The following is a 21,030-nucleotide window of genomic DNA, read 5'->3' as shown; positions in this document are numbered from 1 at the left end:
GTAATAAAGCAAAGATTGTTAACCATACCTGTTAAGTAGAAAACATGAACAGAAGAGAAGCTATTACGGCTGTGAGTTGGTTGCTGGGCGGCACGATTGTGGGCGCTGACCTCCTGGTGGCCTGTACATCAAAGCCAGCCCAGGTAAATGAGTTGTTCGACATCGACCAGGTTACGTTTCTGGACGAAGTAGCTGAGACGATCCTGCCGGCTACCAGCACACCGGGCGCTAAAGCCGCCAAAGTAGGAGACTTTATGGCCGTGATGGTAAAGGACTGCTATACACCGGAAGACCAGGCGGTGTTCCTCAAAGGTATTTCTCAACTGGATGAGATCAGCAACAAAAAGTACAGCAAGAAATTTATGAAGCTGGACAAAAGCCAGCGCACAGCCCTGCTTACAACGCTTGATGCAGAGCAGAAAGCGTATATGGCTGAAAAAAAAGAAGGCGAGCCGAGCCATTATTTCCGGATGATGAAAGAGCTGACCCTACTGGGCTTCTTTACCTCCGAAGTGGGTGCCACACAGGCGCTTCGCTATGTGGCTGTTCCGGGCCGGTACGATGGCAATGCTCCTTATAAGAAAGGGGAGAGAGCCTGGGCGACCTGATCGCATTCCGGTAAAATAAAATAAAATTCCTATATTAAATGCGGGTTCAGAAGGCGGCCGAAGGTCGGCACTGGCTTGCTGAACTAAAAGACCACTAATAATAATGTCAAATAAGTTACGCTTAGGTATGATAGGCGGTGGACAGGGAGCCTTTATTGGCGCTGTGCACCGCATTGCTGCGCAATTAGACGGAGAGTATGAGTTGGTATGTGGCGCGTTTAGTAGCAATCCTGAAAAGTCTAAAGCCAGTGGTACACTGCTGGGTTTAGCCCCTGAGAGGGTGTACAGTTCCTATAAGGAGCTGTTTGAGAAAGAAAAGCAATTGCCGGAAGAGGAAAGAGTACAGGTGATCAGTATTGTAACGCCAAACCACGTACACTTCGAACCGGCTAAACTGGCACTGGAGAGTGGCTTCCACGTAGTGCTAGACAAGCCCATGACCTTCTCCTTGCAGGAGGCGCTGGAGCTTCGCGAGGTAGTGGAGAAGTCCGGCAAACTGTTCTGCCTGACCCATACCTACACAGGCTACCCGATGGTAAAGGAAGCAAAGCAGCTCGTTGCCTCCGGTAAGCTGGGCAAGATCCGCAAGGTATATGTAGAGTACCCGCAGGGCTGGTTGAGCAAGTTTGAAGAGGGTGGCGACAACAAGCAGGCCTCCTGGCGAACAGACCCGAGCCAAAGCGGTATTGCCGGTGCCATGGGCGACATCGGTACCCATGCCTTCAACCTGGCAGAGTATGTTAGTGGCCTGGAAGTAACTCAGTTATGCGCTGATATTAATGTAGTGGTTGAAGGCCGGCAGTTAGATGACGATGGTGCCGTACTGCTGAAGTTTAACAATGGCGCCAGCGGTGTGCTCTTTGCTACACAAGTGGCTGCCGGTGAAGAAAACAACATCAAGATCCGCGTATACGGCGAGGAGGGTGGCCTGGAATGGCAGCAAAGCGATGAGAATACCCTGCTGGTGAAATGGCTGAGCAAGCCTGCGGAGATCTACCGTACCGGCACTGGTTATGTAAGCTCTTATGCCCAACACAACTCCCGCACACCGGCTGGGCATCCGGAAGGGTACCTGGAGGCTTTTGCCAACCTGTACCGCAATTTCGCACAGTCCGTAAGGGCGCAGATAGAAGGCAAAGAGGCGAAAGCGGAATCGAAAGACTATCCGGGTGTAGCGGATGGCGTGCGTGGCATGGCCTTTATTGAGCAGGTGATTGCTTCCGGTAAATCAGACAAGAAATGGATTGACTTCACGATTTAAATAGAACTATGACAACGATACAAGGACCAGCTCTTTTCTTAGCACAGTTTTTAGGCGACCAGGCACCTTTTGACACCTTAGAGAACATTTGTAGCTGGGCAAAAAGCCTCGGCTACGAAGGGGTGCAGATACCTACCTGGGACACCAAGTATTTTGACGTTCAGAAAGCTGCGGAAAGTAAGACATATGCTGATGAAATAAAGGGCATTGTAGAAGGACAGGGTCTGAAGATTACTGAATTGTCGAGTCACCTGCACGGGCAACTCGTAGCTGTTCACCCTGCTTACGATACGCTGTTTGATGGCTTTGCCCCGGAAGCGTACCGTAACAACCCGCAGGCCAGGACAGAATGGGCCGTACAGCAACTAAAGAATGCTGCCAAGGCTTCTCAGAACTTAGGACTGAACGCACACGGTACTTTTAGTGGTGCTTTACTCTGGCACACTGTATACCCTTGGCCTCAGCGCCCTGCGGGTCTGGTAGACGCTGGTTTTAAGGAGCTGGGCAAGCGCTGGACTCCCATCCTGAACGCCTTTGATGAGGCGGGCGTGGACCTTTGTTACGAGATACACCCAGGCGAGGACCTGCACGATGGGGTTACCTATGAGATGTTCCTCGAAGAAGTAAACAACCATCCGCGTGCCTGCCTGCTATACGATCCGTCTCACTTTGTACTGCAGTGTCTGGACTATAAGGAGTATATCGACATTTACCACGAGCGTATCCGCATGTTCCATGTAAAAGACGCGGAGTTTAACCAAACGGGCAGACAAGGCGTGTACGGTGGTTACCAAAGCTGGGTAAACCGTGCCGGGCGTTTCCGCTCCCTGGGCGATGGGCAGGTAGACTTCAAGTCTGTGTTCAGCAAGCTCTCCGCTTACGATTTCAAAGGATGGGCCGTGCTGGAGTGGGAGTGTGCCCTGAAGCATCCGGAAGACGGTGCCCGCGAGGGAGCCAAGTTCATTCAGGATCACATTATCCGGGTAACAGAGAAAGCCTTTGACGACTTCGCCGCTTCTGGCGTGGACGACGAAGCCAACAAAAGAATTTTAGGATTAGCATAAGAATCAAAGAAAAGAAATGAAAAAGATATTCATGTTTGCCAGTTGCGTTGCTTTTCTGGCTGCCTGTGGCAACTCAGAGTCGGAATACGCGGATGTTTATGACCGGGAAGCAGCCGAAACGGAAGCTGTGGAAGAAGTAACACCCATACAAACAGAAGACGCGGATGCCGTTGCCACCCCAAGTGACGTAGCGCAGGAGCAAAACTATGAGGAGGGCAAAAAGCTTATTGCGCTCTCTGATTGCCTTACCTGCCACCAGGAAAACCAGAAGCTGGTAGGACCTTCTTATGCGGAAGTGGCCGGAAAGTATGAGTTTAACGAGGAGAATGTAACGCTCCTGGCAAACAAGATCATACAAGGAGGGAAAGGTGTTTGGGGAGAGATCCCGATGACGCCGCATCCTGACCTGAATGAAGAAGAAGCCAAAGCCATGGCGCGGTATATCTTAGCTCTAAAAAAGTAAGCACATGAAACATCATTTTCTTTCTGTGTTGCTGCTGGCCGGACTAATGTCCTGCCAGTCGCAACAGTCCGAGACCGTAACAACAGAAGCTTCTATGGTGCCAGCAACAGAAACAGCCGCAGCCGATGCAGAGGGCTGGTTGCCCCTTTTTGATGGTAAAACCACCAAGGGCTGGCATAGCTATGGCAAAACGGTAACGGGTAAAGCCTGGAAAGTGGAAGACGGTATGTTGCGCCTGGATGCCTCTGATAAAAAAGACTGGCAGACAAACGGCGGAGGCGATATCGTGACAGAGGAAGAATTTGACAATTTTCACCTGAAGCTGGAGTGGAAAATTGCACAGAACGGGAACAGTGGGATCATCTTATTCGTGAAGGAGGACCCCACGAAGTACGACTATGTGTGGAGCACGGGTCTGGAGATGCAGGTGCTGGACAACGAAGGGCATCCGGACGCTAAAATCCATAAGCACAGGGCCGGCGACTTATACGACCTGATACCAAGCAGCCAGGAAACAGTAAAGCCAGCAGGGGAGTGGAACCAGGTAGAGGTGATCAGCAACAGCGGTAAGCTGCAGTTCATCCAGAACGGGGTAGAAGTAGTAAACACGACCCTTTGGGATGACAACTGGAAGAAGTTGGTTGCCGGTAGCAAGTTTGCTTCCATGCCTGACTTCGGCACGTTCCGTTCCGGTAAGATTGCCTTGCAGGACCATGGGGATAACGTGTGGTACCGCAACATTATGATCAAAAGGCTATAGCCAGGGAAGCGAGGCAAATCATGCTATAGGTTGAGGTTACTTAACTATAAAAGCTTGCAAGCCCATACTTCTGACCTCTTAGTCCTTTTGAAGCGGGCTAGGGGGAATTAGTATAGCAGGAGCAAGCTCGTATCATGCCGGGTGGCCTGATTTTCGGCTTTGGAGATCTGTACTTATCACCTGAGCTATAAATCAAGTGCACCAAATACAGCCGATTCCGCAAAAGCTTCATAATTCTAAACTTTTACCGATGGCATTTGAACAAAAACGAAGAACCGCACTGAAAGGCATTTTTGCTGGAGCGGCCACCATCACTGCAACGGGCATGCTTTCTTCTATCGAAGCCTGCGCGCAGATGGCTGAAACTGCTAACCAGTTGAAGGGAAACATTAACCATGCTGTTTGCCGTTGGTGCTTTAATGAAATGAGCCTGGAGGAGCTCTGCGCTGCTGCAAAAGCCATAGGCATAAAAGGGATAGACCTTGTTGGCCCTAAAGACTGGCCTGTGTTGCAAAAGTATGGTCTTGAGTCTACGATGTGCAATGGGGCTGAGATCGGCTTGGCAGAGGGCTGGAACACTACTAAGTACCACGCTACCCTCCTGAAAAACTATACCGAGATGATACCGCTGGTAGCCAAGGCAGGGTATAAAAACCTGATCTGCTTTAGCGGAAATCGCAATGGCATGGACGATGAGACGGGACTGCAGAACTGCACCGAAGGCCTGAAAAAGCTTTTGCCCGTGGCTGAGAAGCACAAGGTAACACTGGTGATGGAATTGCTGAACAGCAAAGTGAACCACAAGGATTACCAGTGCGACAAAACTGCCTGGGGCGTGGAGCTGGCCAAGCGCTTGGGTTCCGAAAACTTCAAGCTGCTGTACGACATCTACCACATGCAGATCGACGAGGGAAACGTGATCCAGACCATCCGGGACAGCCATCCATACATTGCGCACTACCATACGGCCGGCGTACCCGGGCGAAATGAAATAGACGATTCACAGGAACTGTACTATCCGGCCATTATGAAAGCCATTAAGGAAACGGGCTTTAAAGGGTATGTAGCCCAGGAGTTCATGCCCTTGCAACCAGACAAGATGGCTTCCTTGCGCAAGGCCGTACAGATTTGTGACGTGTAAACAGTACCATTAAACAGAAAAAAACTATCCATTTATCTTTCTAAAAACTAATGAACAAAAGACGATCTTTCCTGCAAGCTGCGGGTTTCCTGTTAGCCGGTGTTTTCCTGGCACCATCGCTTACTTCTTGTAGTTCTAACACCGAGGCAGTTCAAGAAGATGCTGCCGTAGAGACAGTAACTGCTGTAAATGACGCGGAAGAAGAACTAGGCATACAGCTTTATACATTGCGAGAGCAGATTGGGCAAGAGGGAATAGAGTCCGTAATTGCCAAAGTAGCTGATGCGGGGTATAAGAAAGTTGAGACCTACGGCTACTCCAAAGAGAATGGTTTTTGGGGCCTTAGCCCGCAGCAGTTCAGCGAATTGCTGAAGAAGCACAACCTGACAAGCCCAAGCGGTCATTACGGCTTTGACCAGATCATAGCAGGAGGAAACGATGAAATCCTTACTTCTTACATCGATGCTGCCAAGGCAATTGGCCAGACCTATATTACGGTTCCTTACCTGGGCGACAACCTACGTCAGAGCCCGGAGGATTACCGTAAGGTAGCACAGGCAATCAACCAGGCTGCCAAGCGAGTTAACGAAGAAGGCTTAAAACTCGCCTATCACAACCACGACTTCGAGTTCCAGAATTACGATAGCACGACAGGCTACCAGATTCTGCTGGAGGAGACAGACCCGGAGTTAGTGAAGATGGAGCTTGACCTTTACTGGGCTTACAGAGCAGGTAAAGACCCTGTTGTTTTAATGCAGGAGAACCCGGGCCGCTTTGTAATGTGGCACGTGAAGGACATGGACAAGAACGATCCGAAGCTGAACACTGAAATCGGTAGCGGCAGCATTGATTATAAGTCGCTTTTCGAGAAGGCAGCAGCGGACGTGGAGCACATCTATGTAGAGCAGGAGAACTTCGCGCCTAACATGGATCCGTACCAGAGCATTCGCCAGAGCCAGAACTATGTAACAGAGACCTTACTGCAATAAGCTAGGTAGAGGAGGACAGGTTTTTTGCCTGTCTCATTATAACAAAAAGCCCCTGTACTAAAGAAGTACAGGGGCTTTTTGTTATAATGAGAACTACTGATAGAGCGAATGCCTTAGCTAAGGAAGGTATCCGGTTTTTGCAGTACCCAAGTCGTCATGCTCCTTTCATGCCCCACTAAGACCGTCTTCAGCGGTTCCAGCATGGTAGCAGCCAGAGACCCTTGTAGTTCCACAAGCATGGCCTCATCTGCCAAAAACCAGACCTGTCCATGCGGCATCTGGTAAAGGTGTTCTCCTGCTTGCTGTAATTTCCCGGCCATGCCAATGGTAGTGCTAAAGCGACTAAACAACATACCGCCAGGTTGTAGCACACGCCATAATTCCTGTACCATCATTCTGAAGTGGTTTTCATTTTTAGCGAAATGGAGTACCGCGCTGCATAGTACGACTTCAAAAGAAGCATCCGGATAAGGCAAATCTGCTATGTCTGCTAAGATAAAATGGTTTGTAGGATTTTGCGGTGCCAGTAGCTTTGCCAGTTCCCGCACTTTTTCTATAGCTGCTACTGAACTGTCTACCCCATGTACCGCCACGCCTGCCTGCATCAGGTACTCTATGTTTCTTCCGGTGCCACAACCCGCATCTAACACAGACATGCCTTCGCTGATGCGCCTTTTCAATATTTGATCGAACAGGTAAAGGTCTATGTTACCGAAAAGAGAGGGTAAGGTAGAAAGGGAGGGTACAGTCATGGGGCATATGCTTTGTGATGCGACGCCTTCAATTTATAACAGAATTTCTATACTTTTTTCTAAAAATTTCGGATACTTGAGTAGATGCTTACCTAAACCCTAAAACTATGAACAACACCCCTGCACCTGCTCAGGCAGGCCTGTCTGTAAACGAGTTCATTCAGAAGTACGCCAATCATCCCACTTATATCCCGCCCAGGGGCCCCCAGCTGCATGCCAGGAACTGGCAGGCCGAAGCGGCCCTGCGCATGTTCCTGAACAATCTAACGGATGAAGTGGCCGAAGACCCAAAACGGCTGGTCGTGTATGGAGGCATCGGGCAGGCTGCCCGCACTCCGGAAGACGCACGCAAGATCATAGAGGTACTCTTAACCCTGGAGGAGGATGAGAGCCTGCTGGTACAGTCTGGCAAGCCTGTGGGCAAGGTGCGGACGCACCCGGAAGCTCCGCGGGTCTTGATCGCGAACAGCAACCTGGTGCCGCATTGGGCTACCTGGGAGCACTTTAATGAGTTGCGGGAGCGGGGACTGATGATGTATGGGCAGATGACAGCAGGTAGCTGGATATACATCGGGACGCAGGGGATATTGCAGGGCACCTACGAGACCTTTGCGGCTTGTGGGCGGATACATTTTAACGGGGACTTGCGCCACAAACTGTTGGTGACAGGAGGCCTGGGCGGGATGGGAGGCGCACAACCCTTAGCAGCCACCATTGCGGGTGCTACCTTTCTGGGGGTGGACGTTGATCCGGAGCGCATCAAAAAGCGCCTGGAGACCCGTTACATCGACCGCATGACGTACAATTACGAGGAGGCTAAAAAGTGGGTGTTGGAGGCGAAGGAGCAGGGTGAGGCGATTTCAGTAGGACTGGTAGGAGATATCGGCGATGTGCTGGAGCGCTTACTAAAAGACAATATCACGCCGGACATCCTTACTGATCAGACCTCTGCACATGATCCGATCAATGGGTATGTGCCCAACGGCCTCTCCCTGGAAGAAGCGGCCTTGTTGCGGTTGAGCGATCCTGCTGCCTATAAAGTGCAGGCCCTTCAGAGCATGGCCCGGCATGTGGGCTTTATGCTGGAATTGCAGCGCCGTGGCAGCCGTACCTTCGATTATGGCAACAACCTGCGGGAGTTTGCCAAGCAGGGTGGGGAGGCAGATGCCTTTAACATCCCGGGCTTTGTGCCGGAGTATGTGCGGCCCCTGTTCTGTGAGGGCAAAGGCCCTTTCCGCTGGGCTGCGCTCTCAGGAGACCCGGAGGACATACGGGTAACGGATGAAGCATTAAAGGAGCTGTTCCCCGAGAACACCCACATGATCAATTGGCTGGAGCAGGCAGAAGAAAAGGTCGCTTTTCAGGGACTTCCGTGCCGTATCTGCTGGCTGGGGATGGGAGAGCGCGAGAAAGCGGGCTTGCTGTTTAACCAACTGGTGCGGGAAGGGAAAGTAAAAGCGCCGATCGTGATTGGCCGTGATCACTTGGACTGCGGCTCAGTAGCCTCTCCCTACCGGGAGACAGAAGGCATGAAAGACGGTTCCGATGCGGTATCTGATTGGCCTTTGCTCAACCTGATGGCCAACACGGCCGGTGGGGCTACCTGGGTCTCCTTCCACCATGGCGGTGGTGTCGGGATGGGGTATTCCCAGCATGCTGGTATGGTGGTAGTGGCCGATGGTACTGACCGGGCGGATCGCTGCCTGCAACGGGTCCTCTACAATGACCCAGCCATGGGAATTTACCGTCATGCGGATGCCGGATATGAAACGGCTCAGGAAAATGCCCGGAAGTTTGGCTTAACCTTGTAAGTAGCGGTAAACTACAAGGTTCTGTTCTCTAAGTTCAAGATATATTAGGAAAGAGGGGTAAACCACAATTCTTAAGAGCGATAGCCGGGTAGGCACAGCTTGGGCTTTGGCAGGGATTTTCTTATAGGGTGGATAGTACCTAAGCGTACTCTGTGTCTGGTGACAGGCTAATTTAGTGCTGGGGCAGCTACCCAGTCATGCCTTGTGTCCCAGTGCAGCTGCACTGGCGCACTTCCCCTCTGGCAAAACTCCTACCTTCTAAACCGGGTACAGGGAGATAAACAAAAGCAAGAATATGGAAGCAACTCAAAATGACTATACTTTAATTGGTCCTTTCAGCCAACTCCTTACCATGGCGGCGCTGCCGGAGGCAGGTCCTATACAGGATGAGGAATTGCAGGTACTTGAGCATGCGGGCGTGCTGGTGCAGGGAGAAGAGATCGTCCGGGTCGGTGACTATGGTGCCTTACTTCAACTGGCAAGCGAAGAGGGCTACGACCTGGAAAAGATAGACCAGCCGATGGTGCTGATGCCTGGTTTAATTGACGCGCATACCCACATGTGTTTTGCAGGCTCTCGTGCGGCAGATTATGCCATGCGCGTAGCCGGGAAATCATACCTGGATATAGCCCGTAAGGGAGGCGGGATACTGGAAAGCGTTCGCAAAACACGCGAGGCCACCTTAGTGGAACTGGTAGACCTCCTGAAAAAGCGTTGTGATCGCCACTTGCGGGAAGGCATCACAACGGCAGAAGTAAAGAGTGGCTATGGCTTATCAGTGGATGAGGAGTTAAAGATGCTGGAGGCGATCCATCTGGTGCACAAGCACCACGTGATAGACTTGGTGCCAACCTGTCTGGCAGCGCACATGCGGCCACCCGAGCATGCTGACGCCAACGCCTACTTGCAGCACGTACTGGAAGAACTGCTGCCCCAGGTAAAAGAGCAGGGACTGGCGAATCGGGTCGATATTTTTATTGAAGACACGGCCTTCAAACAGGAGGAGGCCCTGGAGTACCTTTTGGCAGCCAAAGAACAAGGCTTTGAGCTCACCGTGCATGCCGATCAGTTTAGCACAAATGGCAGTAAGGTGGCAGCGGAGGCTGGGGCGCTGAGTGCCGATCACCTGGAGGCGAGCGGAGACGAAGAAATAGCCTTGTTAAAGGAGGCTGATGTGGTGGCGACGGTCCTGCCGGGTGCCTCTTTGGGGTTGGGCATGGCTTATGCCCCGGCCCGTAAAATGCTGGATGGCGGGTTATGCCTGGCTATTGCCACAGACTGGAACCCTGGCTCAGCTCCCATGGGAGACCTTTTATTGCAGGCCGCTTTATTAGGGGCAGCAGAAAAACTTACCCTTGCCGAAACACTGGCGGCTATCACCGTGCGTGCTGCCCGGGCCCTGAACTTATTAGACAGAGGCCGGATTGTGCAGGGGCAATTAGCGGATTTCATCGCTTTCCCTACCTCCGATTACCGGGAAGTGCTGTACTTGCAGGGCAAGATGAAGCCAGCCGTTATCTGGAAGAAAGGAAAAATCACGGTTAAAAGCCAAAAAGCAGATCGGCTTTACTAGAGCCTTTGGAAGGACTGCAGTAAGATTAAGCAGAAATACATGTATAGACCCGCTACAAAAGAATACTGGAAAGGGAGAGTAGATGCACAGGATGGCTCCCTTGGCTCACGCTGGCACCAGGCAGTACATTTGTTAGATATGGCAGGTACGGTACCGGCAGTAGCGGAGGGGGAGCGCGGCTTTGCCTTTCTCGGCTTTTGCTGTGATGAAGGGGTCAGGCGCAACCAGGGGAGAGTAGGGGCCATCGCAGGTCCTGCAGTCCTTCGTGCGGCCATGGCTTCCTTTGCTTACCATCTGCCGGCGCACGTAACGCTCTACGACGCCGGGGACGTGCTTTGTACAGGGCAACACCTGGAGGAGGCCCAAGAGCAGCTGGGCAAGAAAGTAGCCCACCTACAACAACAGGGCTATAGCACCCTTGTGCTGGGGGGCGGACACGAAACAGCCTATGGCCACTTGCTGGGCCTTGAGCAGGTAACCTCCCAACAGCGTTTAGGCATCCTGAATTTTGATGCCCATTTCGATCTGCGTAGTTATGCGCAGCAAGCGAGTTCCGGTACTCCCTTTCTGCAAATGGCGGACAGGCTACAGGCGAAAGGGCGGGACTTCCATTACCAAGTGCTCGGGGTACAGGAGCAGGGGAATACCCAGGCGCTGTTTCAGGTGGCAGAGAAGCTCGGGGTACGCTATACTCTGGCGGAGGAGATGCAGAGCGCTCAGTTCGCTGAGGTGCTCCAGGGCGTACAAAGCTTCCTGGAGGAGGTAGACGCGGTGTACGTGACCATAGACCTGGATGTTTTTGCCGCCGCTTATGCACCTGGCGTCAGTGCCGTTAATGCGCTGGGTCTTCAACCCGACATTGTTCTTTGCTTATTACAGCAAGTAGTACAGAGTGGCAAGCTGCTGAGCCTGGACATCGCTGAGCTCAACCCGGGTCAGGACATAGATAACCATACGGCAAAGCTAGGAGCCGGAATAATCTATCACGCAGTAAAATGGTGGAGCCGACTATAGTTGGTCGGTCTTCTTTACTTTCGTCTCACCAACCATGGCTTCGCGTTTCTTTAAAAAAAGGCGTAGCAAAAGCACCTACAGGACTTATACTACGCCTTTTTGTTTGTTTTATTTTATAAGCTACTTGCTTACCCTGAACTTCGTCCAATACGTGGTGTCAGACGTTCTGACCTCGACGAGGTAAGTGTCCGGCTTTAGTCGCCCCAAATGATAGCCCCAGCGGTTCTTTTTGCTTGCAAGGAGAAGGGGCTGCTGAAACACGACAAGACCTGCTTTATTCTTTACCTGCAGGGTGGCATCCTCTTCTAGGTCTTGCGAAAAATCCAGGTAAAAGGTACCTTTTTTATCCGGGCGCAGATGAATACCGGATAGAGTCTCTTCGAGGCTATCGGCACGGACGAGGATATGGGTTTTTTCTTGTTTGGGAAGCGGAGTGGTTTGTGCAGCAGCGGTAAAGGCCAGCATCAATCCGAGGGGCAGGCTTGCTAGTACAAATTGCGCGTATTTAGGTTTCATGTGCGTTTTAGTAAGAAGTAAGTACCAGAAGCCACTGCACATTTGGGGCCAGACCTACTTCCGCTTCGTACTGTTCCCGTTAAGCGCCAGCCTTTTTGTGGATTTGTTATAACACCAGGCCGTGTGGGCATCCACTTTTACGCCACCCAGCCAATGAGGCTTAGGCATAAAGGCGCCAATTCCCTCCAGCACCCTGTCGCCAAAGAAACTTAGCCTTAAGTGCGCTGTTTCCTGTATCAGGTCTGGTTGCAGGCGGTTCAGCAGGTATAGTATCTGGGCGTCTCCAAAGCCGTATTCCGGTAGTTGATGCCAAAACTCCTGTAACAAAAGCTCTTTTGTGTTGGCTCCCTCGTTTACCAGTTCAAGCAAGGCCTGCTCCGGGTAGCTTAAGCCTGTCTGGCAATCAGGGAAGCGCAGGACGTGGAGTTTAAGTGCAGCCTCCATGTGAGGGAGAATGATTTTAAACTGCTCCAGGTACAGTTGCAGGCGGAGCGGGTCAGGGCCGGCGTACAGTTCCCACAGGTCGTGCGCCTGGTTTAACTGCTCCGCGCTTTGCTGCTGCCGTTTCTGGAACAACTCGTCTAGCTTTGAGGGGCTGAGATGTGCTATGTTTGTCTCAGGGGCAGGCGTACAAACTGATATCATGCTGGGAGGATTTTGCTGGAGCCGGTGCAGGAGGTAGAGGAGGTTTAGCTGGCACATCAAATCTGCATCGAACCAAAGCACTACTTCAAAGAAAGCACTTAGTCCTTCCAGTTTCGACAGCTCCTCCAACACTTTTTGCCTGTAATCCTCTTCGCTGGCGCCGGGATATGCATTGGTTACAAACTCCTGCCTTTTTTCCCAGAACTCTTTTTCGGGGATGGTGTTTACTGCCGGTCCTTCTGATAGTACCTCGCGCCATACCAAGGTGTTACCCGGTATGCTTGCCTCCGCAAAGGCCTTCACTGTTTCATCTCCGTTCAGGATGTGTAGGGTAGGCAGTTTTTTCATAGCATGTACTGTAAAATATGAAGGCAGCTATACCCAGGGTATGAGCTGCCTCACTTCTAGTCGATAAAATTACCTTAGGGATACATCGTAGGCTACAACCCTGTTGTCGTTAAAGGTTGGTACCAAAAGCAGGTCCAGCCTGTCTGTATAACTAATATCGGCGGTATTTATTTTCTGCCCTTTTGTATTAAGGAGGCTCCACTTTTTGCCATCCTCGTTCACGTAAAACACTTCGCCATCCCAACTCGAGATAAAGTAGCCCCCATTTGCCATTCTAGCAATGCCGTCAGCAGAAGGAATACCTTCCACCCAGTCATAAAACTCTTTTGTCTGAGGATCCAGGTAGCGCACTTCGCCATTGCTCATAAAGGCCACGAGCATACGGTCGCCGTTAATGAAAATGCCGTTCGGCTTTTCGCGGGCCGTGTTCTCCAGCCAGGTACTCACGCGGCCATTCCGCAACTGGTAAACTCTTTTTTGCTCCGTGTCAGTCACAAAAACATTGCCCTCTTCGTCTATCGCGACGTCGTTCAGGTACTCTGCGCCTTCTGCCGCGTAGCGCCCCAGAATAGCGCCGGACTGTGTCGAGACTGCTACGATCTCATCTATGTCCGCTATGTAAAGCACGTTGTTGTAAAGGGCCAGGCCTCTTGGGTTGTTTAAGCCCGTTACCCAGTACAGTTCCTCTACTTCGCCATCTGTTCCCAGTTTCGAGATAAAGCCATCCCCATCCTTTCTGTTCTTGTTGCTCTTGTTCAGGTTAGAGACATAGATGATGTTTCGCTGTGGATCGTACAGGGTAGATTCCGGTGTTTTGAACACGTTGTCAGAGGCCCACGCCTGTTCCAGTTCTACCGGGGGCCTGGAACTAAAGAGCCCGCCGGCACAGCCACTCAGGCTAACAATAAGCATTAGTGTAAAAATTCGGGTAAGTATAATCCGCATTATTTTGAATGTTGGTTTATACTTTTTACGGCTGGGCTGCTTTGCTGTTATTTTTTCCCGGGTTAGGCGGTGTACAGACCTAGCTTCTGCAAGGTGCGTTTACGGGATACTTTACCCGTGCTGGTCTCTGAAAAAGCAGTACTGTAGTAGACATCCTTGGGTACTTCAAACTTATCGAGGTGGCTGCGTAAACGGTAGAGGAGCTCGTCTTCCGTTGCCGTGTTAAAGGGCTGTCCTTCTATGATCAGCACAATTTTTTCCCCGAGCAGCTCGTCCGGCTGTGGGGCGATAAAGAAGCGCGGGGAATCTGCAAAGTCAACAAAAGTTTCCGCTATGCCCTGCTCCACTTTCTCTACCTGTACTTTCACACCGCCCGTGTTGATCGTGTTATCGGCACGCCCAATCCAGCGAAAGCGGGTAGCGGTCAAAAGCTCTACAATGTCATTTGTTACCAGGCGCTCGTTGTTCGTGACGTCCCCTTTGATCGTCAGGCAACCCCTCTTGTCCAGGCCAACCTCTATGTTGTCCAGCACCTCGTAATAGTCTGCGGCGTCAGCACCGTTTAGTTTGCGCAGGGCGATGTGAGAGGCCGTCTCCGTCATGCCGTAAGTATGATAAATAGGTGCTGCGATCAGTTGCATGTCCCGTTGCTGGCTAGGGGTTAAGGGGGCACCCCCCACCAGAATGCCCTTCATTTTGTTGAGCCGTGGCAGGGCGTCCGGCATTTCCTGCAAGATGGTCTGCAGTTGCATGGGCACGAACGAGGCAAAGGCAATCTCTTTTTCGCGGTCCACTAAGGTCAGCGGGTTGCTGATGGGCTTCACAATGAGCATTTGCAGGTCTGCCTCAAAGCCACGCACCAACATCATCATGCCCGCAATATACTCAGTGTTGAGGCAAACAAGCGTCGTATCTCCCTGCTGTAGGTTCAGCAGCCGGATGGTGCGGCGGGCACTCGCCTCAAGCTGCTGGCGGGTCAGCACGATTCTCTTGGGTGCCCCTGTAGAACCGGAGGTCTGGATCGGGAATTCCTGCACGCCGTTTAGCCAGTTGCGGCAGAACTCCAGCGTTTTGGCTTCATAGCCGTTGATCGGTATACTGTTGCGGAAAGAGTAATTCGCAATCTCGTCGTAGTAAAACTTTTTTCCGTTGAGGAGGAGGTACTTGTCTGTCATGTTTAAGAAGCATTAAACCCGGCCACTGCCTGTAAGGACGGCTGACGGCACGGCACGTTGGAAATTTACGAGCTATTCTATAAAAAGGGGCCCCCACAACTCTAAAATAAGCAAAGCAGGCAAAGGTAACTCCCTTTGCCTGCTTAAGCGTTCCGGATGTATGCACTCTCCGGATATTAGCTGTGGTCTATGAAACAGTTGGGGCGAGGCCGGAGGCAACATACCATTTTTGCCTGTAAAAGTAAGGCATTGCCGCTTTTGTTTAAAGTGGGGGAGCTGCTTTTTAAGCTGTGGTAGGGGGAGCTTTAATGCATAGGCCTTGCTTTACCTTTCGTAAAGCAAGGCCTGCATCAGTTGTCCTGCTGGTAAAGAGCGTGTGCTAAGCTTAATTACACAACATCCTTTTCACGCATCTTGTGGTCCACTGAAAAACGACCCGAGCCGAAAACCAGGAAAAAGATCAGCAGTGCCAGTACAATGACAGATGCCCATAGCTCTGTGTTCTCGGAATAAAATCCCCGCTCTGGGTTTACGAAGAAAACCGCTCCCAGTAGGATAGGCAGTTGAAACAGGATAGCCACGCGGGTAATTAAGCCGATAGCGATGAGAATACCGCCTACTAAATGGGCAAAGGCAACATAGTGGGCCAACCCGATAGATACCCAGGGGAACTGGCTTTTCCGCATAATGCTATACAGTGCCTCCGTGTCCTGTACAAACATGATGCCTTTAACGAGCAGAAAGATCCCCAGGGCAACACGCAGAAAATCAATCCAGAGCGGGTGGTGTGTGTCGGCCCAACGCTCTATGCGGTGCATGTCATGTGTCAGGTTCATAACTTTAAACGGTTAAGTGAAACAAACTGATAGGTAATAACTTAAACGAGTTTTGTGATGAATCGGGCACTTCTGACGTCTTGTTTTAACTACTTAAAATGTTGTGCGTTAAAGACTGCGCTTTAGTCCAGTTAAAGGCTCCTCGAGTTAGGTGTGCCTGTCCTCTTGCGCTTTCGGCCGCCGCTGCCGGAGTATCTTATTGTCAACAGAGTAGCGACCAGGACCAACGATCATAAAAAACAGCAGGAGTGATAATACCACGAAGGACACCCATAGCTCGGTGTTTTCCAGGTGTACGCCGCGTTGGGGGTTCACGACCAACACAGCACCTAAAAGCACCGGTATCTGCAGTAGGATCGCCAGGCGTGTTAAGCAGCCAAAGGCAATCATAAGGCCTCCCACAATGTGCACGCCACTGGTGATTACCGAGGCTTTGCGCAAACTGATGATGTCCTGGCTCTGGCTAAAAATATAGAACACATCGGAGGTATGTTCTAAAAACAAGATGCCCTTAACAAAGAGGAAGAGGCCAAGCAGGATGCGAAGGCTGTCCATCCAGACAGGGTTGCTGGCACTGGTTTTGTGACGGGAGCGGCTGGCGTTATGTGTTATATCCATGGCAGTCTTACGTTTTGTGAAACATCCTGATATATAATTATATAAACGCCTTTGAGCCGGAAGAGGCCATAAAAAATTGCATTAATTGAGACCAGTTTACCAGGATATAAGTAGGTGCAGCCGAGGAGTATAGAAAGTATGCGCGACTCTTCCTGATCAGAACAGCACTTGTCGGGGGAGCTATGCAAAAGAGTGGAAACAGTATTGGGGGAAATACTTTTTCAGCACACCCGGCTCAAACACGCTCTTTGTTTGCCCCAGGAGCAGAAGATCACCCTCTGCTCCTGGGGCTGAACACGAAAAAGCCTGACCATGTGGAGGCATGGCCAGGCTTTGTGCTGCTTGGTCCAAAAAGTATCAGCTCAGGGCTTTTACAAGCGCTTGCTTGTAAGCGGCGAAAGCCGCAGCGTTTTCCTTGCTATCGGTAAAAATTTCTAAGATGCCCGCGCCGGCATCCGCGGCAAAGAATTTCGGCAATGCCTCTGTCAGTTCTTCGTAGTTGCGAACGGCCCAATAGTTTAGGCCAAAATCGCTGGCTGTATTCGCTGCGTTCAGCGCCTGCTTTGTCTCGAAGAATGGCTCTAACTCCGGCTGCTGCTTAGGCCCGTCGATCAGTCGGAATATCCCCCCTGCATGGTTGTTCAGTAACACGATGCGCAGGTTCTGCGGCAGGTAATTGTGCCACAAGCCATTGCGGTCATAGAAAAAAGCGAGGTCACCGGTCAGGAGGGTGGTGATGCCCGGGCTTGTTAAGGCGCAACCTACGGCGGTGCTGTTGCTGCCATCAATGCCGCTCGTACCCCTGTTTGCGAACACCGCTACCTGCTGTCCGGGAGCCAAAGCCAGGATGTTGGCATAGCGTACCGACATGCTGTTGGCCAGGTGTAAATGGCTTTGCTGGGGCAGTTGCTGTAGTACTTGCGCTACTACGGCTAATTCACTAAACCCAGCCTCTGCCGTGTAGCTTTTTAGGAAGCGACCAGCCCTGCCATCGGTACGCTTCCAGATTTCAGCATAGGCCCTATCAGCCCACTCTCTTTCCCCAAGGCTTGAGAAAAAGTCCGGGGCCGCACAGCGGATAATTTTGGTGAGTGTTTGAAAGGTGTCCGCCACTTGCCCTGCCGGCTGCAGGTGCCACTGTGCCTTCGGCTTGAATTTGCGGAGGTACAGCTTCAGGCTTTTCGAGATGATCGACTTCCCAAACGTCAGCAGCAGGTCCGGTTGCAACTGCTGTAGCAGGCTTTCGTCCTGTGAGGAGAAGATCGCATCCTGGTAGCGAATTACCCCAGGGCTTCGTTGCACATTGCTTATAATATCGCCGACAACTACTGCACCTGTGTTTGCACTGAATTTCTCCAAGCTATCGAGCAAGTCAGGCTTTAAGACATCCTGTCCGGCCACTACCAGTATTTTTTTGTACTGCTGTAGTTCCTCTTGCAGTTGCACTGCCTGCGTTTGGCTAAGGGCAAAGTTATTGGCTACTTCTTCGATGACCTTTACCTGCTGGTCAAACGTTACTTCCTCATCTGGAGCAGGATAGAAGGGCTCCCGTAGGGGCACGTTGATGTGCACTGGCCCGGCGGGGAAAGCAAGGGCCTCGTTTAGTGCTTCGGATACCATGCGCTCTGCGTGCCAGGCCGCATCGGGGTGCGCAAAGCCGGCAGGGAAGGAGTAGCTCTGCTTGATATGCAGGCCATATACGTTCTGCTGCCGGATCGTCTGGCCGTCCAGCTGGTCGATCCACTCCGGCGGGCGGTCTGCCGTCAGTACCAGTAGGGGCACCTGCTGAAAATATGCCTCTGCAACAGCCGGGGCATAGTTCAGGGCAGCTGTGCCCGAAGTGCAGACCAGCACGGTTGGTTTGCCGCTTGTCAGGGCCATTCCCAGTGCTATAAAGGCCGACGAGCGCTCATCTGTGACAGTTCGTACCGTCAGCTTAGGATGGCGGGCAAAGGCTATCGTCAGCGGAGCACAGCGCGACCCGGGCGATAGCACGACTTGCTCCACGCCTTTTTGGGCGCAAATTTCTGCGATGTTAACAACAGGTTGTAGGATCACCTTGTGAATTTTAAGTAAATGAATGGCTGCTTGTTTGCACACAGCACTACGCAGTTATTTTCCCTGCTACCTCAGGGATTTAAATTTAAAGCGTTTAGAATTGTTGCAAAATATGAGTCATGGTCTGCATCTTATGCTCTGTTTCGTACCATTCGTGCTCCGGGGTAGATGCAGCCGTAATGCCGGCACCGGCGTAAAGGATGGCCTCTGTTGCCAGCAGCTGCATGCAACGCAGGTTTACGTAAAGGTGGGTTCCCGCACCGCTGTTCACCGGGCCAAGGTAACCGCTGTAATAGCTGCGGTCATACCCTTCGGAGGCCAGAATAAAGGCCAGGGCAGGCTCCTTAGGCAAGCCGCAGACTGCTGAAGTGGGATGCAACAGCTGTAGCATGTCCGATCCTAGCGTCGGGAAGTCTACCTCCTCCAGGTCTACCTTAAAGTCTGTGCGCAGGTGCATTAAGTTGCCAGCCACCACCGTGCGCGGCCCAACCTCCGAATATTCGCGCAGGCGCAGCTTTTTAAAGCAGCTCAAAATATACCGCTCCACCATGGCCTGTTCCTCAATTTCCTTTTGGCGCCAGATGGCTGAAGCCACCGACTCGGCATTCGCGGCGGGTTGTGTACCGGCCAGGGCTACAGTCCGGAAATGGTTTTGCTGATCTATGCTGACGAGGATTTCCGGAGAGGCACCCAGCCAGGTGCCTAAGCCTGGCACCGAAACGAGCGAGACAAAAGCGCGAGGGTAAGTCTGCTGAAGCTTTTTAAACGCCTGCAGCAGGTCAAAGTCTTCGGTTAACTCCTGCCTGGTATTACGCGACAGCACTACTTTCTCCATTTCCCCTTGCTGCAGGGCCTCTATGGCATCAGCTACTGCTTTGATGTAATTCGCCGCTGTCTGTTCGGAGGCAGGGGGCATGGGAGGGGGCAAGTGCCACAGGGCGGTAAGGGGCTGGCTTAGCAGCACATAGAACTGCTCCAATGCTGCCAGCGGGGCATCCGGGGCGGCAATCACCGCTCCAGAGGCATCGTCCAGATACACATCTGCCTTGATAAAGATGTTCGGGTGGTCTTGCGGCTGAAAAGGGCAGAACAGGAATCCAAAGGGGCTCTGCTCCAGGTGCGGCTGTCCCACCTCATGGCCTGATTGAAGCGATACACAAACCTGTAGCTTCTCCGATTCGGGTAGTCTCCACACCGCCACGGCCCGGTTTCCGGCCACAGCGGCTTTAAAAACTTCTTCTATGGTGTACGAGAGGGTACGGTTACCCATGTTTTATCTCCTAAGGCTCAACAGCCTTTCGCTTTAAGTTATCTTTTATCGATTACAGCTACCGTCATGCGGCTGATGCAAACCAGGTCCCCGGCTTCGGTGGTAATAGTAGTTTCCCAGACCTGTGTGCTACGGCCCACATGCACCGCCCTGGCATTGCCATGCACCCAGCCTTCGCGGACCCCCTTTATGTGGTTTGCATTTATTTCTAAACCAACACAGGCCTTTTTGGTTAGATCTACTTGTAAGGCAGCACCCATGCTGGCCAGCGATTCTGCCAGTACCACAGAGGCGCCTCCGTGGAGCAGGCCCATGGGCTGGTGCGTGCGGTGGTCAACAGGCATTCTGGCGCACAGGTAGTCGCCGCCCACTTCTGTGATCTCAATGCCCAGGTATTCCATCATGGTATTTTTGCACCACTGTTTTACCTGCTCTAACGTATTAGTATCTTTGTTCATGGGATTGCGATGCCTGAATTTGGGCTTCTCTGATGTGAAAAGGCAAAAGTATAAGAATTTTGAGTATTAAGAAAGTTTACCTCATCCGGCACGGACAGACAGATTATAACCTGCAGAGCATCATGCAGGGGAGCGGCGTGGACACCAGCTTAAATGCAAAAGGCCAGCACCAGTCGGCTCTTTTTTTTGAGAAGTACAAGGAGGTGCCTTTTGATAAGGTATATACTTCCACCCTACAAAGAAGCATAGAGTCTGTGCAGGGGTTTATAGATTTAGGCATTCCACATGACAAGCATCCAGGCCTGAACGAGATCAGCTGGGGCGTACGCGAAGGCAAGCGTATTACAACCGATGTAGATGAGTACTACCGGGACATGCTGCAAACCTGGAACAATGGAGGGACTGACATTTGCATAGAAGGGGGGGAGAGCCCGCAGCTGGTATACGAGCGCCAAAAGCCTTTTGTAGAGTTAATGCTAAGCCGGCCGGAGGAGAAAAATGTGCTTATTTGCATGCACGGGCGAGCCATGCGTATATTGCTGTGCCACATCCTGCGCTACCCTTTGCACTGCATGGACCTGTTTCCGCACGAGAACCTGTGCCTGTACCAGTTGGATTATACCGGTAGCATGTTTGTCGTGAAAAAGTTCTGCGATGTGGACCACCTGAAGCAAGTGCAGGAAGGAGAAAGGGCGGCACAGCAAATACGAACAAATTAGAAGCAT

21 protein-coding genes are annotated in these 21,030 nt (G+C 51.7%); 11 read left to right on the top strand and 10 right to left on the bottom strand.

The features are described 5' to 3' along the window. Window positions 1-44 precede the first annotated feature (44 nt). From CHB92_RS03415 to CHB92_RS03385, 7 genes are all read left to right on the top strand, one after another. Window positions 45-608: a gluconate 2-dehydrogenase subunit 3 family protein gene (locus tag CHB92_RS03415; RefSeq protein ID WP_089317761.1), complete on the top strand. Its 564-nt coding sequence runs from the start codon at window positions 45-47 to the stop codon at window positions 606-608. A gap of 103 nt (window positions 609-711) precedes the next feature. Then, window positions 712-1,869, top strand: coding sequence for a Gfo/Idh/MocA family protein (locus CHB92_RS03410; protein WP_089317760.1), 1,158 nt, complete (start codon window positions 712-714; stop codon window positions 1,867-1,869). A gap of 8 nt (window positions 1,870-1,877) precedes the next feature. Beyond that, window positions 1,878-2,933: a sugar phosphate isomerase/epimerase family protein gene (locus CHB92_RS03405; protein WP_089317759.1), complete on the top strand. Its 1,056-nt coding sequence runs from the start codon at window positions 1,878-1,880 to the stop codon at window positions 2,931-2,933. 16 nt (window positions 2,934-2,949) lie between these two features. Next, window positions 2,950-3,396: a c-type cytochrome gene (locus CHB92_RS03400; protein ID WP_089317758.1), complete on the top strand. Its 447-nt coding sequence runs from the start codon at window positions 2,950-2,952 to the stop codon at window positions 3,394-3,396. A gap of 4 nt (window positions 3,397-3,400) precedes the next feature. Beyond that, the gene (locus CHB92_RS03395; RefSeq protein ID WP_089317757.1) at window positions 3,401-4,156 is read left to right on the top strand and encodes a 3-keto-disaccharide hydrolase; all 756 of its coding nucleotides are present in this window, start codon (window positions 3,401-3,403) and stop codon (window positions 4,154-4,156) included. A gap of 250 nt (window positions 4,157-4,406) precedes the next feature. Then, complete coding sequence (locus tag CHB92_RS03390) at window positions 4,407-5,297, top strand: hydroxypyruvate isomerase family protein (protein ID WP_089317756.1); 891 nt, start codon at window positions 4,407-4,409, stop codon at window positions 5,295-5,297. Window positions 5,298-5,347: 50 nt separating this feature from the next. Beyond that, window positions 5,348-6,286, top strand: a complete 939-nt coding sequence (locus CHB92_RS03385; protein WP_089317755.1) for a sugar phosphate isomerase/epimerase family protein — start codon at window positions 5,348-5,350, stop codon at window positions 6,284-6,286. Window positions 6,287-6,399: 113 nt separating this feature from the next. Here the strand turns inward: CHB92_RS03385 and CHB92_RS03380 are convergent, their stop codons facing one another. Further along, window positions 6,400-7,038, bottom strand: a complete 639-nt coding sequence (locus tag CHB92_RS03380) for a class I SAM-dependent methyltransferase (RefSeq protein WP_089317754.1) — start codon at window positions 7,036-7,038, stop codon at window positions 6,400-6,402. Between the two features lie 107 nt (window positions 7,039-7,145). On the opposite strand from CHB92_RS03380, the gene hutU reads away from it, so the two are divergent. The 3 genes from hutU to hutG all read left to right on the top strand — a co-directional run bounded on the left by hutU (window position 7,146) and on the right by hutG (window position 11,436). Further along, window positions 7,146-8,849 (top strand): urocanate hydratase, encoded by a 1,704-nt coding sequence (gene hutU, locus CHB92_RS03375; protein WP_089317753.1) that lies wholly within the window; start codon window positions 7,146-7,148, stop codon window positions 8,847-8,849. A 295-nt stretch (window positions 8,850-9,144) separates the two neighbouring features. Then, window positions 9,145-10,422: an imidazolonepropionase gene (gene hutI / locus CHB92_RS03370; protein ID WP_089317752.1), complete on the top strand. Its 1,278-nt coding sequence runs from the start codon at window positions 9,145-9,147 to the stop codon at window positions 10,420-10,422. A 39-nt stretch (window positions 10,423-10,461) separates the two neighbouring features. Next, window positions 10,462-11,436, top strand: coding sequence for a formimidoylglutamase (gene hutG, locus CHB92_RS03365; RefSeq protein ID WP_089317751.1), 975 nt, complete (start codon window positions 10,462-10,464; stop codon window positions 11,434-11,436). Window positions 11,437-11,556: 120 nt separating this feature from the next. Here the strand turns inward: hutG and CHB92_RS03360 are convergent, their stop codons facing one another. The 9 genes from CHB92_RS03360 to CHB92_RS03320 all read right to left on the bottom strand — a co-directional run bounded on the left by CHB92_RS03360 (window position 11,557) and on the right by CHB92_RS03320 (window position 20,305). Next, complete coding sequence (locus CHB92_RS03360; RefSeq protein WP_089317750.1) at window positions 11,557-11,952, bottom strand: hypothetical protein; 396 nt, start codon at window positions 11,950-11,952, stop codon at window positions 11,557-11,559. Between the two features lie 54 nt (window positions 11,953-12,006). Next, complete coding sequence (locus tag CHB92_RS03355) at window positions 12,007-12,945, bottom strand: DUF1835 domain-containing protein (protein ID WP_089317749.1); 939 nt, start codon at window positions 12,943-12,945, stop codon at window positions 12,007-12,009. Window positions 12,946-13,014: 69 nt separating this feature from the next. After that, on the bottom strand, window positions 13,015-13,890 hold the full coding sequence (locus tag CHB92_RS03350; protein ID WP_089317748.1) for an SMP-30/gluconolactonase/LRE family protein: 876 nt from the start codon (window positions 13,888-13,890) through the stop codon (window positions 13,015-13,017). Between the two features lie 62 nt (window positions 13,891-13,952). After that, window positions 13,953-15,065 (bottom strand): AMP-binding protein, encoded by a 1,113-nt coding sequence (locus CHB92_RS03345; RefSeq protein ID WP_089317747.1) that lies wholly within the window; start codon window positions 15,063-15,065, stop codon window positions 13,953-13,955. 389 nt (window positions 15,066-15,454) lie between these two features. Next, entirely contained in the window at window positions 15,455-15,901 is a 447-nt protein-coding gene (locus tag CHB92_RS03340) for a DoxX family protein (RefSeq protein ID WP_179222945.1), read from the bottom strand. A gap of 147 nt (window positions 15,902-16,048) precedes the next feature. Next, entirely contained in the window at window positions 16,049-16,519 is a 471-nt protein-coding gene (locus CHB92_RS03335) for a DoxX family protein (RefSeq protein WP_089317746.1), read from the bottom strand. Window positions 16,520-16,876: 357 nt separating this feature from the next. Continuing rightward, window positions 16,877-18,577 carry a 2-succinyl-5-enolpyruvyl-6-hydroxy-3-cyclohexene-1-carboxylic-acid synthase gene (menD, locus tag CHB92_RS03330; protein ID WP_089317745.1) on the bottom strand — a complete coding sequence of 567 codons (1,701 nt, stop codon included), beginning with the start codon at window positions 18,575-18,577 and terminating at the stop codon, window positions 16,877-16,879. A 94-nt stretch (window positions 18,578-18,671) separates the two neighbouring features. Beyond that, window positions 18,672-19,847, bottom strand: coding sequence for an isochorismate synthase (locus CHB92_RS03325; protein ID WP_089317744.1), 1,176 nt, complete (start codon window positions 19,845-19,847; stop codon window positions 18,672-18,674). A gap of 38 nt (window positions 19,848-19,885) precedes the next feature. Beyond that, window positions 19,886-20,305, bottom strand: a complete 420-nt coding sequence (locus CHB92_RS03320) for a hotdog fold thioesterase (RefSeq protein WP_089317743.1) — start codon at window positions 20,303-20,305, stop codon at window positions 19,886-19,888. A 59-nt stretch (window positions 20,306-20,364) separates the two neighbouring features. Here CHB92_RS03320 and CHB92_RS03315 point away from each other — a divergent pair, with 59 nt between their 5' ends. Continuing rightward, window positions 20,365-21,024 (top strand): histidine phosphatase family protein, encoded by a 660-nt coding sequence (locus CHB92_RS03315; protein WP_089317742.1) that lies wholly within the window; start codon window positions 20,365-20,367, stop codon window positions 21,022-21,024. Window positions 21,025-21,030 lie beyond the last annotated feature (6 nt).

Source organism: Pontibacter ummariensis (genome assembly GCF_900188175.1).
GTDB lineage: Bacteria > Bacteroidota > Bacteroidia > Cytophagales > Hymenobacteraceae > Pontibacter > Pontibacter ummariensis.
Note: the sequence above shows the minus strand (reverse complement) of the source record. Positions and strands in the feature narration are given on the sequence as shown.